This is a genomic window from Ancylobacter amanitiformis, from assembly GCF_030814815.1.
Taxonomy (GTDB): Bacteria; Pseudomonadota; Alphaproteobacteria; order Rhizobiales; family Xanthobacteraceae; genus Ancylobacter; species Ancylobacter amanitiformis.
Genome location: NZ_JAUSVR010000002.1, coordinates 400,664 through 413,092, shown reverse-complemented (window position 1 = coordinate 413,092; position 12,429 = coordinate 400,664). Strand labels below are relative to the sequence as shown.

Here is a 12,429-nt window from a genome sequence, read left to right as displayed (position 1 = left end):
GGCGTTGCCGGGCGCAGCCGAGGTGGAGCGGAAACGATGAAATTCGGTGTTGGCCAGCCCTTCCGTCGCGTCGAGGACCTGCGGTTCATCACCGGCACCGGCCGGTTCACGGATGATATCCGCTACGAGGGCGAGGTCCATGCCGCCGTGGTGCGGGCGCCGGTCGCCCATGGCGTGCTCACCATGGTGGATGCCAGCACCGCCCGCGCGATGGACGGCGTGCTCGCGATCTATACCGCCGAGGACCTCGCGGCCGACGGCATCGGCGCGCTGCCCGTCATCATCGTGCTCGACCATGTCGAGGGCGGGCGCATGCCGCTGCCCGCGCATACGCTGCTGGCGAGCGGCAAGATACGCTATCTCGGCGAGCCGGTGGCCTTCGTGGTGGCGACGTCCGCGCGCGCCGCGCTGGAAGCGGCGGAGGCGGTGGCGCTGGAGATCGACGACCTGCCGGCCGTGGTGGAGCCGGCCACGGCGCTCGCCGAGGGCGCGCCGCTTCTGTTCGACGAGGCGCCGGGCAATCTCGCGCTGCACTGGCGGCTGGGCGACATGGACGCGGCGGAGGCGGCGCTCAAAGCCTCCCACCGCGTGGTCGATCTGGCGCTGGTCAATAACCGCATCGTCGTCGCCTCCATGGAGCCACGCAACGCGATCGGCCTGTATGACGGCGAGACGGAACAGTTCACCCTGGTGACGGGCAGCCAGGGCAGCCACATGATCCGCGACTTCATGTTCGAGGGCGTGTTCGGCCTGCCCCCGAGCCGGCTGCGCGTCATCACCCCGGATGTCGGCGGCGGCTTCGGCATGAAGGCGGTGCCCTATCCCGAGCAGGGGCTGGTGCTCTACGCCGCGCGCAAGCTGGGGCGGCCGGTGCGCTGGCAGTCGAGCCGGGCGGAAGCCTTCCTCTCCGACACGCAGGGGCGCGACAATCATTCGAAGGCCCGGCTCGGTATCGATGCCGAAGGCCGCTTCATCGCGCTGAGCATCGAGACGCTGGCCAGTGCCGGCGGGGCGCTCTCGGCCTTCGGCGTCTATTGCCCGACGCTCTCCGGCCCGCCCATGGCGCCGGGGGTCTACGACATCCCGGTGGTCGTCACCGATGTGCGCATCGCCTACACCAACAATGCGCCGATGGATGCCTATCGCGGCGCCGGGCGCCCCGAGGCGGCCTATCTGATCGAGCGCATCGTCGACAAGGCGGCACGCGAGCTCGGCCTGCCGCCCGAGGCGTTGCGCGCCCGCAACATGATCGCGCCCGAGGCCATGCCGCACAAGACCGCGACCGGCGTCGCCTATGATTCCGGCGACTTCGCCCATGTCATGCGCAGCGCGCTGGAGAAGGCGGACTGGGCCGGCTTCCCCGCGCGCCGCGACAAAGGCTTGGGTCAATCCGGTGACGGCCTGATGCGCGGCATCGGTCTCGGCTACTACATCGAGCGCACCGGCGTGCCCGGCAAGGAAGGTGCCATGGTGGAGATCGGCACGGACGGCCGCGTCACCGTGCATGTCGGCACCCAGTCGACCGGCCAGGGCCACGAGACCACCTATGTGCAGATGACCGCCGAGGCGCTCGGCATCGATCCCGCGCATATCACGGTGAAGACCGGCGACACCGATCTGCCCATCCCCTCCGCCGGCGGCACCGTCGCCTCGCGCTCCATGGTGCATGGCGGCGGCGCGCTGCGCCTCGCCACCGGCGCGGTGCTGGCCAAGGCGAGCGAGGCGGCGGCGAAGCTGCTGGAAGTCGACAGGCGCGAGCTGGAGTTCGACGACGGCGCCTTTCGCGTGCCCGGCAGCAACCGGCATATCAGCCTGCTCGATGTCGCCGCCAAGGCCGGCGGGCTGATGGGCGTCGGCGATTTCGAGCAGCTGGCCGGCACCTTCCCCAATGGCGCGCATGTCTGCGAGGTCGCGGTTGATCCCGAGACCGGCGCCATCCGCATCGAGCGCTACACCGTGGTCGACGATTTCGGCCGCACGCTGAACCCGCTGGTGCTGAGCGGGCAGATCCACGGCGGCATCGCGCAGGGCATCGGCCAGGCCATGCTGGAGAGCGTGGTCTATGACGCCGAGAGCGGTCAGATGCTGTCGGGATCGTTCATGGACTATGGACTTCCCCGCGCCGACGACCTGCCGTTGTTCGAGGTCTCGACGCAGAACACGCCCTGCACCACAAATCCTTTGGGGATAAAGGGCGCGGGCGAGGCCGGCGCCATCGGCGCCCCGCCGGCTTTCGTCAACGCGGTGATCGATGCGCTGTCGCCGCTCGGCATTACCGAGCTGGACATGCCGCTGACGCCCTCGCGGGTGTGGCAGGCGATCGAGAGGGCGAAGGTCGGCTAGGCAAGGGATTCGGCCGAAGAGCTTTGCGCTGGGTCCCGGATCGGCGCTCCACCTGCGGTGTCGCGGGTCCGGGACACGAAAGCCACTCTGTTTCCCCGACCAGCTGCGCGCAGCGCAGTGCCGATCCGGGATCCAGCGCACGACCCCGCCGCAGGCGGCTTCATCCGCCATCCAGCGGCGATGACTACGGCACCGCCGGCATGGTCTCCGCCTCCGGCCACCAGCCATCCGCGCGCAGGACGAAGCGCGGGCAGCCATAGGCGGCGCGGACCGGCACGCCATCCATCGCCGCCATCCAGCGACCGGTCTGCTTCATCGCCACCACCATGCCGGCGATCTCCGCGCCGGCGCGCCGCATCAGCCGGCAGGCGGCCACCGCCGTCGCCCCTGTCGAGATGGCGTCGTCCACCAGCACCACGCGCCGTCGCTCAATGAGCGGCAGCAGGTTCGGATCGAGCCGCAGCCGCTTGCCGGCCTCGGGCGAGGTGATCGAGGACACCGGCTCGGACAGCGCGTCGGCGTACCAGAACTTGCGCGAGTAGCCGAGCGGCACGTAGCGCGACTGCCCGAGCCGTTCCGCCACAAGCGCGGCGAAGGCCAGCCCCAGCGTCGGCAGGCCGACGACGATCTCCGCCCCCAGCCCCCTCGCCTCTTCGGCCATGATGTCGGCGAGAGCGGCCACCACGAGATGCGACGCCTGATTGGCGATCAGCGAAGCGACGGCATGGTCGCCCTCCGGCAGGGCGCGCAGCGGCAGCACCAGCACGCGCCCGTCCGGCAGCGTTACCGGATAGCCGAAGCGATGGGGCGGCGCGCAGGAGAAGCGGGCGGGAACCGCGTCGTGCAGTTCCTGCCAATAGGTGAGCGTGGGTTCGGTGAAGTCCGCGCTCACCACCGGCGCCTCACAGCTCCCCCGCCGCCATCTGCCCGGCCATGAAACCCGCCTGCCGGATCGCCAGCGCGACGATGGTCAGCGTCGGGTTGCAGGCGCCGCCGGTGGCGAAGTTCGAGCCGTCAGCGATGAACAGGTTCGGCACTTCCCACGCCCGCCCATTCCCGTCGAGCACCCCATCCTCGGCCCGTCCCGCCATGCGGTTGGAGCCGAGATTGTGGCTCGCCGGATAGGCCGGCGCCTCGACCGAGCGCTTCGCCCCGGCCGCCTTGTGGATCGAGGTCAGCACCTTGTAGCCGTGCGAGCGCAGCTTCAGATCGTTGGGGTGATCGTCATAATGGATGTTGGCGACCGGCACGCCATAGGCGTCGAGTTCGTCGGTCAGGGTGATGCGGTTGTCCGGCTGCGGCATGTCCTCGCCGGACATGAAGATGCCGGCCATCTTCGAGTACTGCTCGATCACCGAGGCGAAGTCGCGGCCCCACCAGCCCGGATCCATGAAGGCGGCGGTGGTCGGCAGGCCCATCGAGTTCATCTCGATATAGTAGCCGCCGGCAAAGCCGCGCGCGGGGTCGTGGCGCACGAAATCGTCGATCATGCCGCCCATGATCTCGCCGCGATGCATGTGCACCGGCTTGTCGAAGGTCGACCACACGGTCTGGATCAGATGGCGCAGATAGTGCCGGCCGACATGGCCGTAGCCATTCGCCAGCCCGTCGGGGAAGCGCGCGCTTTTGGAATGCAGCAGCAGCCGCGAGGATTCCACGCAATTGCCCGCCAGCACCACCGCCCTCGCCTTCTGGCGATAGGTGACGCCGGCCCCGTCGACATAGACCACGCCGGAAGCCTTGCCCGCCGCGTCATGCTCGATGAACACCGCGCGCGACTGCGGCCGCAGCTCCAGCTTTCCGGTCGCCAGCCCGCGCGGCAGCTCGACATTCAGCGTCGACCAGCGCGAGCCGGTCTTGTCGCCGGTGATGGTGAAGCCGTCCTGAATGGTCGCCGGGCGGCCATCATAGGGGATGGAGTTGATGGCGTGCCGGCCGGTCGAGACATTCAGCCCCAGCGCCTTCGCGCCGGCATACATGACCTTGAAATTGTTGTTGGCGGGAAGGCCGGGCAGGCCATTGGTGCGGGTCACGCCCATCTTGGCTTCGGCGAGGTCGTAATAGGGGTCCAGCTCGTCGAGCGTGATCGGCCAGTCGATCAGGCTGGCGCCGGGAATATCGCCATAGACGGTCTTCGCCCTGAGCTCGTCCGCGATGAAGCGGTAGCAGCAGGCCGACCAGTGCGTGGTGGTGCCGCCCACCACCTGGCAGCTCCAGCTGGGGTTGAGCGGATGGTCCTTCGCCACCCGCCAGTTGCCGGACGAGGTGCGCTTGTCGAGCCAGGACAGCATCTCGTAGCCGCCCCACTCGTCATTGACGAAATCGTCTGCGGTCAGGTGCTTGCCGGCTTCCAGCACCACCACCCCGACGCCGCGCTGGGCAAGCTCGTTGGCAAGCGTGCCGCCGCCGGCGCCGGAACCGATGATGACGACGACACCCTCGTCGTCGAATGCGTAGGTCGTCATGGAATGTCGCTCCAGATCGGGGATACGGGCCGCGGATCAGACGCCGGGCGGCGGATCGGGCAGCCAGTCGAGGTCGTTGAAGCCGCGGTTCACATAGCCGCCGAGATGGACCGAGGCGCCCTCATAGCCGAAGGCCTGCCAGACCTCGACGTCGTCATAGAGGAAGCGGACGGTCGAGCGCTGCACCAGCCGGAAGGCGGCGCTCTGCTCGATCCCTTTGAGCACCTGCACGCGGTAGCCTTCCGACAGCTCGGCGAACTTCAGCGGCAGCGCGCCATCGACGAGGTCGACGAACTCGGCGAAGGACTGCGCCGCCACCGGGGCCTTGGCGGCCATGGCGTCGAAATGGAACACGGTGCGGCGATAGATGCGCTCGGGCAGCCCGTCATGCGGGTAGAGCGTGCGGGCGGCTGCGACCAGCGTCTCGGCCGCATGGGCGTCGAACAGTTTCAGCGCGCCGACCCAGCTCGCATCCTCCGGCAGGGCGACGGGCGGGGGCAGCTTCGGGTCTTTATGGGCCGTGACGGCGGACATCGGATGGCTCCTGACAATCCGGCTCGCAGGTGCGAGCGGGTAGCTATCATTCCTCTCCCCATTGGGGAGAGGTGGCCCGCGAAGCGGGTCGGTGAGGGGCGACAAGGTTGCGAAGTGTTGAAGACCCCTCACCCCAACCCTCTCCCCCACGGGGAGAGGGAGAACTCTGCAATCTTGGGCCATCCTTACGGCAGATATTTCTTGGGCAGCACGCAGTGGATGCCCTTGTTGAGGTCGACGGTCTGGGTCACGCGCAAATCCACGCACAGCGAGGACAGCGTGTAGGCATCCTGCGCCGAGAGGCCGGAATGCGCGCGGATCAGCACGATCATGTCGCGCAGCGCCTCTTTGGCGGCGTCGTCGAGATCGGCGTTGAAGCCCATGGTGATCCAGCTGTCGGCGGTCTCGGCGCGCGGCGTGGTGAGCGTCATGTCCTTGCGCAGATGGAACTCGAAAGTGCCGGTCAGCGCGGTCTCCAGCGCGGTGAGGCACACTTCGCCATCGCCCTGCCGCCCATGGCCGTCGCCGACCGAGAACAGCGCGCCCTCGGTGAAGACGGGGAAATAGGTCGTGGTGCCGACGCCGAGTTCCTTATTGTCCATGTTGCCGCCGAACACGCGCGGCTCGGTGGAGGACAGCCGTCCCCATTGCGGCGCCGGCGCCACGCCGAAATTGCCGAAGAACGGTTCCAGCGGCAGTTCCTGCCCCCAGGGCATGGTGGCGACGCCGCGCGCGGCATCGACGGGAATGTGCAGGCGGCGCAGCTCGGGAAAGTCCTCCGGCAGCGTGCCCCAGAACGGCATCTGGATGTTCCAGCCCCAGTCGGCGCGGAATTCTATTCGCTTGAGACGGACCTCCAGCACGTCGCCGGGCTCGGCGCCCTCGATGAAGATCGGGCCGGTCAGCAGATGCGGTCCGGGGCCGCGAAAGGTGTTCTCGAACACGTCCTGCTGGCCGGGCACCGGGGTGAAGCCCAGCGCGGGGTCCGGCATGTCCTCCGGCTCGCCGGACAGCGTGTCGATCACCACCGTGTCGCCGGACTTTATGCTGAGCGCGGGCTTGAGGCTGGCATCCCACTGGCCCCAGTTCACCGTGCCGGGCTGTGCCGGCAGATAATGTTCAGCCATTCGCGGTTCCTCAACCCTTGACCGCGCCGAGCGTGAGCCCGCGCACGATGTGACGCTGCAGAATGAACACCACGATCAGCACGGGGATGAGCGCGGTCATCCCCACCACCGCCATCTCGCCCCAGCGCACGCCCTGCGAGGTGATCAGTTTCGGGATGGAAACGGGCAGCGTCTGCACCGCCCTGCCGCCGAGCATGAAGGCGAACAGGAACTCGTTCCAGGCGAAGATGAAACACAGCACGGCGGTGGCGACGATGCCGTTGCGCAAGAGCGGGAAGACGACGCGGCGAAAGATCTGCGGCCGCGACCAGCCCTCCAGCGCCGCCGCCTCCTCCAGCTCCACCGGCAGGTCGCGGCAGAACGAGCGCAGCACCCAGATGTAGAAGGAGAGGTTGAACGTCATGTAGGCCAGCGTCAGCCCGAGGAAGGTGTCGAGCAGCCCGACCTTGGCGAAGATCAGGTAGAACGGGATGACGAGGCACACCGGCGGGGCCATGCGCGAGCCGAGGATGAACAGGAACAGGTCGTCCTTGGCCCGCATCTCGAAGCGGGCAAAGGCATAGGCCGCCGGCGTGCCGATGATCACCACCAGCGCGGTCGAAACGGTGCAGAGCAGGAAGGACGTGAGCAGATACCAGTGGAAGCCCTGCGCCAGCACATATTCGAAATGCGCCAACGTCGGGGCGAACAGGAACTGCGTCGGGCGCGCGAACATGGCGTCGTTCGGCTTCACCATCATCGTCGCCATCCAGTAGATGGGAAACAGCATGATGAGGGCGTAGACCACGGTCACGCTGGTCCAGAGAATGCCCCTGGAGCCTTCGGGGCGGCTTGAAGCCTCGGCCATGTTTACTCCTCTCCCGTTCAGAGAGCCTGGTTTCCGACTCCCTCTCCCCGTCGGGGAGAGGGTTGGGGTGAGGGGCCTTCGACGCTCCGCAATCGCGAAACCCCCTCACCGACCCGCTACGCGGGCCACCTCTCCCCATTGGGGAGAGGAAAGAAAGTAAGTCTCTAGAACGCGTTCAGCTTCTTCTTGGCGATCTGGTAGAAGATCGAGCAGAAGGCGAAGAAGGCGATCCACACCAAGACGGCCAGCGCCGAGGCCTCGCCGATGTTCCAGAACTCGAAGGTCATCTTGTTGGCGAGGATGGACGGCGTCTCGGTGGAGATGCCCGGCCCGCCGCCGGTCAAAATGTAGATCGTGTCGAACACCTTGAAGGCGTCGATGAAGCGCAGCAGCCCGATCACCGCCAGGAGCGGCGTCATCAGCGGCAGGGTGATGTGGAAGAACATCTGCAGCGGGTTCGCCCCGTCCACCGCCGCCGCGCGATAGGGGCCGAGCGGCAGCGCCTGCAGGCCGGCGAAGAAGGCCAGCATCATGAACGGCGTCCACTGCCAGATATCGACGAAGATCAGCGCATAGAGCGCGTAATCCGACGAGGCGAAGACCGAGGTGCCCTCCAGCAGGTTGAACCGCTCCAGCACATTGTAGGAGAGGAACCCCCACGACCCCGCGAGCATGATCTTCCACAGCAGGCCCACCACGATGGGCGCCATCATGGTCGGCATGAACAGGAGCGGGATCAGCAGCGAGCGCCCGCGCACATTCTGGTTCAACACCAGCGCGCCAATGAGCCCGAGTATGAATTCGATCGGCACGGCGATGACCACGAAGGTCGCCGCCACGCCGATGGAGTTCCAGAAGCGCGGATCGGCCAGCAGGACCGCGTAATTGTCGAAGCCGATAAAGTCGGTGACGCGGCCGAACTTGGCGGCGTGGAAGCTGAGATAGATGGCATAGAGGAACGGCACCAGCGAGACCACGACCAGCATGATCATCGACGGGGCGATGAGCAGATAGGGATACCAGCGCCGTTCGCGCAGCACGGGCGCGCTCACCGGCGCGGGCGCCGTCGTCATCCTGTCGCTTGCACGGGTCATGGGAATGCCGGTTCCTCAACACTTCGGGCAAAAGGTCTTCGGGCGACGTCTTCTTTTCCCTCTCCCCTGTGGGGAGAGGGATTTCGGAACCATCAGAGGCCGTATCCTCAGATCGTGCAGGACTTGCCGCCGCAGAGCTTCACGAGGATGGCCTGGCCCTGCTTGGCGCCCTCTTCCGGCGTCATCTTGCCGAGGCCGACCTGCTGGGCGATGCCGCTCATGGCGTCGAACATTTCCGGGTACTTCTCCATTTTCGGTCGCGCCGAGGCCACCGCGAGCGAGGACTTCATCGCCGCAAACAGCGTGGAGTTGGAGGCGTCCTTGATCGCCGGCAGAGCCCAGGAGCTTTCGCGGATCGGCACGCCGCCCTGGCCCATCTCGATCAGCTTGTCCTGCTGGCGCTTGGAGGCCAGCCATTCCAGGAACAGGAAGGTGGCTTCCGGGTTCTTGGACGCGGCGCTGATCACCGTCACCGAGGGCTCGGCATCGGCATGGCGCTTGGCCTCGTTGCCGGCCTTGGCGGGCACCGGGGCATAGACGAACTTGCCCGCGTAGGGCGACACGCCCGGCTTGTCGATGCCGAGGACGAAGTCCGACCAGGCCAGAGACTGCGCGGCGATGCCATTGCCCATCACGGTCGGCACGTCGACCAGCGAATATTCAGCGATGCCGGGCGGGGCATAGGTCCACAATTCGCGCCACATGGTCAGCGCGGCAACGGTCTGCGGGCTGTCGAAGACCGGCTTGCCGTCCTTGTCCAGCACGTCGCCGCCATAGTTCTGGATGAAGTTCACCCAGAGGTTGGAGAAGGTCGAGCCGCCCTTGATGCCCTCCAGCACAATCCCGTAGAAATCGCTTTCCAGCGGCTTGCCGGCCAGCAGCGCGCCCTTCTTGCGTGTGAAGAACTGCGCGATGTCGCGCATCTGCTCGATGGTCTTGGCCGGGGCGAGATCGTAGCCGTACTTCGCCTTGAACGCGGCCTGTTCCTCCGGGTTGTTCAGGAGGTCGGCGCGCGCCCAGTAGACGTGGTTGTAGTTCCAGTTGATGAAGCCGTACTGCTTGCCGCCGCTGAACGCGGTGGTCTTGTACGGTGTCTGGATGAAGTCGTGATCGTTCATCGCGGGATCGGCGAGCTTGGCATTGGCCACATAGGCATCGATCGGCGCGATCACGCCGGCCGACAGCATCGGGCCGAGCTGGGAGCCGTGCAGCATGATCGCATCATAATAGCCGCGGCCCGACAGCATGTCGGCCTGGCCCTTGTTGATCACCTCGAAATGGTTGAGCAGCTCCCACTCGACCTTGATGCCGGTTTCCTTCTCGAAATCCGGCACGATCTTGGAGAGCGTCTCCTGCAGCGGGGTGATCTCGTCCAGCACGCGGATGGTGGTGCCCTTGTAGGGCTTGGCCGCTTCCGCATAGAAGCTCGCGTCCTGCGCCATGGCCGGATGCAGGGCCGACGCGCTCAGCGCCGTCGTTGCCGCCAAGGCGGCGGCGAAACACCAGATCTTACGCTTCATCGCTCTTTCCCTCTGTATGTGCCGTTAGCGGCTTATGCGTCTCAGGTGCCGGCCAGTGCCCGGCCGGTCGCGCCGTCGAAGAGCGACAGCCCCTCGGCGGGAAAGGTGATGCCAACGCCCCGGCCGATGCCGCCATCCGCGCCCAGCGCGGCAGCGGCGGCCATCGAGGTTTTCACCTTGGCCAGCAGCGCGCCGAGATCGATCGTGACGATGGCGTGCTTGCCGAACGGTTCGTTGGAATAGATCTCCGCCGCGACCGTGCCGGGCGCGCCGGCCGGCGCGAAGGAAAGGCCGTCCGGGCGCACGCCCAGGATGACGCTGTCCGTGCCATGGCGGGCGGCGGCCACGGCGAGCGCGGGCGGCAGGGCGAGGCGCATGTCGCGGCGGGTGACATAGAGCGTGTCCGCCGCGCGCGTCAGCGTTCCCTCGATCAGGTTCATCGGCGGGTCGCCCAGCAGCCGGGCGACGCGCGCGCTGGCCGGCCGCTGCCAGATTTCCTCCGGCGTACCGACCTGCTCGACCCGCCCCTGATCGAGCACCACCACGCGATCGCCGACCGAGAGCGCCTCCATCCCGTCCGGCGTCGCCCAGATGCAGGGCGCGCTCTGGGCGGACAGGCGGCGACGGATTTCCCCGCGCAGCTTGTGGCGCAGCTTGGCGTCGAGATGGGATATCGGCTCGTCCAGCAGAAAGAGGTCCGGCACCTGCACCAGCGTGCGGGCCAGCGCCACGCGCTGCTTCTGCCCGCCCGAGAGCGCGCCGGGCAGGCGCTCTCCAAGGTGCCGGATCTCCAGCAGTTCCAGAACCTCGTCGACCCGCTTCTGCGCCTGCGCCGGGGCGAGCCTGCCCCCCGGCGCCTGCAACGGCGAGAGCGCGTTGCCGCGCACGGTGAGGTGAGGATAGAGCGCGTAGCTCTCGAACATCAGCGCGACGCGGCGCTGGCCGGCGGGCACCGTGCCAAGATCGCGCCCGGCCAGCGTCACCGTGCCGGCATCCGGCCGCTCCAGCCCCGCGAGAATGCGGCAGAACGTGCTCTTGCCCGCCCCGGAGGGACCGGTAATGGCGACCAGTTCGCCGGGGCCGACCTCGATGCCGATTTCGTGCAGCACCTTGTGCGGATCAGCCTTCGCTTTCGCGAAGCTCTTGGCGATGCCCCGCGCCATCAGGCCGGGCGGGGTGATGGCGCTCATGACCATGCTCATGGCAGCGCCTCCCGGTTGCGGCCGGTCGGTTCATCGAAGACGAGCAGCTTGCGCACATCGATGCCGAGCGCGACACGGTCGCCCGTCCGCCATGGCGATGGGCCGGCGATCTCGGCGACAAGCTGGCCGCCCGGCCCGCCCGGCGCCTCCAGCGCGACGGTCAGCACATCGGCGTCGCCCCTCGGCTCACGATAGGTGATGGTGCCGCGGGCCTCGCCCGCCATGTCCGGCGCGCGCACCGCGATGTTCTCCGGCCGGATGCCGGCAATCAGCGGCCCGCCGCCCGCCGTCAGCGCCGGAAGCCGCACGGCCTCGATCACTGCCGACCAGCCCGCGCCGAGGATGCGCCCGCCCTGCGTGAACTCCGCCGCCATCAGGTTCATGGGCGGCTCGCCGATGAAGTTGGCCACGAACAGGTTGGCGGGGCGCTCGTAGAGTTCCTGCGGCGCGCCGACCTGCTGCAGTACGCCGTGGTTCATCACCGCCACCCGGTCGGCCATGGCGATGGCCTCGGTCTGGTCATGGGTGACGAGGATGGACGTCACCTGTCGCAGCTTCTGCAGCCGCTTGATCTCGGCGCGCAGCTGCACCTTCTGGTCGGCGTCGAGATGGGAGAGCGGCTCGTCGAACAGAATGACTTCCGGGTCGCGCACCAGCGCGCGGCCGATCGCGACGCGCTGCTGGGCGCCGCCGGACAGCCCCTTCACATGGCTGTCGGCCATCTGCCGCAGGCCGAGCAGCTGCAGCACCTCGCCGATGCGCGCGGCGGCGGGCTGGCCGGTAATGCCGCGTATCTTCAGCGGGAAGGCGACATTCTCCCACACCGTCATGTTCGGGTAGAGCGCGTAGTCCTCGAACACCATGGCGATGTTGCGCTCGCCCGGGGCAAGGCGCGAGACGGGGCGCTCGCCGAACCAGATCTCGCCTTCGGTGACGCTCTCGATGCCCGCCGCCATTTTCAGCGTGGTCGACTTGCCGCAGCCGGATGGGCCGAGCAGCGCCAGCATCTCACCCGCCGCGCAGGAAAGGTCGAGCCGGCTCACGGCTTCCACCTCCCCGTAACGCTTGCCGACGGACACGAAAGCGATGGACGACATCGGGCACTCCACAGGCTATGCCGATGAGTAATCCAAGTTCTGTGCCAAAGTGTGCTGGTGTATAGACACTCCGTATGACTGGTATTTTGATACCTTATTCAAATCGCACGCTGCTCAAATATTCATCCCTAAGGCAGGGGCTGCCGCGATTATGAGCGGGCCTGTCCCACCCGCTCGTCGCCACCCGCCGCAGCCGCGCA

Annotated in this window: 10 protein-coding genes; 1 reads left to right on the top strand and 9 read right to left on the bottom strand. The window is 67.4% G+C overall.

Going from position 1 to position 12,429, the window contains the following annotated elements:
* Positions 1 to 36 precede the first annotated feature (36 nt).
* Entirely contained in the window at positions 37 to 2,343 is a 2,307-nt protein-coding gene (locus tag QOZ99_RS04960) for a xanthine dehydrogenase family protein molybdopterin-binding subunit (protein WP_306888848.1), read from the top strand.
* A gap of 184 nt (positions 2,344 to 2,527) precedes the next feature.
* Here the strand turns inward: QOZ99_RS04960 and QOZ99_RS04955 are convergent, their stop codons facing one another.
* From QOZ99_RS04955 to QOZ99_RS04915, 9 genes are all read right to left on the bottom strand, one after another.
* Entirely contained in the window at positions 2,528 to 3,235 is a 708-nt protein-coding gene (locus QOZ99_RS04955) for a phosphoribosyltransferase (RefSeq protein WP_306888847.1), read from the bottom strand.
* A gap of 10 nt (positions 3,236 to 3,245) precedes the next feature.
* A complete protein-coding gene (locus tag QOZ99_RS04950) occupies positions 3,246 to 4,808 on the bottom strand; it encodes a GMC family oxidoreductase (RefSeq protein ID WP_306888846.1) in 1,563 nt (520 codons plus the stop codon).
* Between the two features lie 36 nt (positions 4,809 to 4,844).
* Positions 4,845 to 5,342 carry a hypothetical protein gene (locus tag QOZ99_RS04945; RefSeq protein WP_306888844.1) on the bottom strand — a complete coding sequence of 166 codons (498 nt, stop codon included), beginning with the start codon at positions 5,340 to 5,342 and terminating at the stop codon, positions 4,845 to 4,847.
* Between the two features lie 185 nt (positions 5,343 to 5,527).
* Entirely contained in the window at positions 5,528 to 6,469 is a 942-nt protein-coding gene (locus QOZ99_RS04940; protein WP_306888843.1) for an acetamidase/formamidase family protein, read from the bottom strand.
* 10 nt (positions 6,470 to 6,479) lie between these two features.
* Entirely contained in the window at positions 6,480 to 7,316 is an 837-nt protein-coding gene (locus tag QOZ99_RS04935) for a carbohydrate ABC transporter permease (protein WP_306888842.1), read from the bottom strand.
* A gap of 164 nt (positions 7,317 to 7,480) precedes the next feature.
* Positions 7,481 to 8,410 (bottom strand): carbohydrate ABC transporter permease, encoded by a 930-nt coding sequence (locus tag QOZ99_RS04930; RefSeq protein WP_306888840.1) that lies wholly within the window; start codon positions 8,408 to 8,410, stop codon positions 7,481 to 7,483.
* 107 nt (positions 8,411 to 8,517) lie between these two features.
* On the bottom strand, positions 8,518 to 9,930 hold the full coding sequence (locus tag QOZ99_RS04925; protein WP_306888838.1) for an extracellular solute-binding protein: 1,413 nt from the start codon (positions 9,928 to 9,930) through the stop codon (positions 8,518 to 8,520).
* Between the two features lie 41 nt (positions 9,931 to 9,971).
* Entirely contained in the window at positions 9,972 to 11,132 is a 1,161-nt protein-coding gene (locus tag QOZ99_RS04920) for an ABC transporter ATP-binding protein (protein ID WP_306888837.1), read from the bottom strand.
* Positions 11,129 to 12,229, bottom strand: coding sequence for an ABC transporter ATP-binding protein (locus tag QOZ99_RS04915; protein ID WP_306888836.1), 1,101 nt, complete (start codon positions 12,227 to 12,229; stop codon positions 11,129 to 11,131). The genes QOZ99_RS04920 and QOZ99_RS04915 overlap by 4 nt, the downstream gene beginning before the upstream one ends.
* Positions 12,230 to 12,429 lie beyond the last annotated feature (200 nt).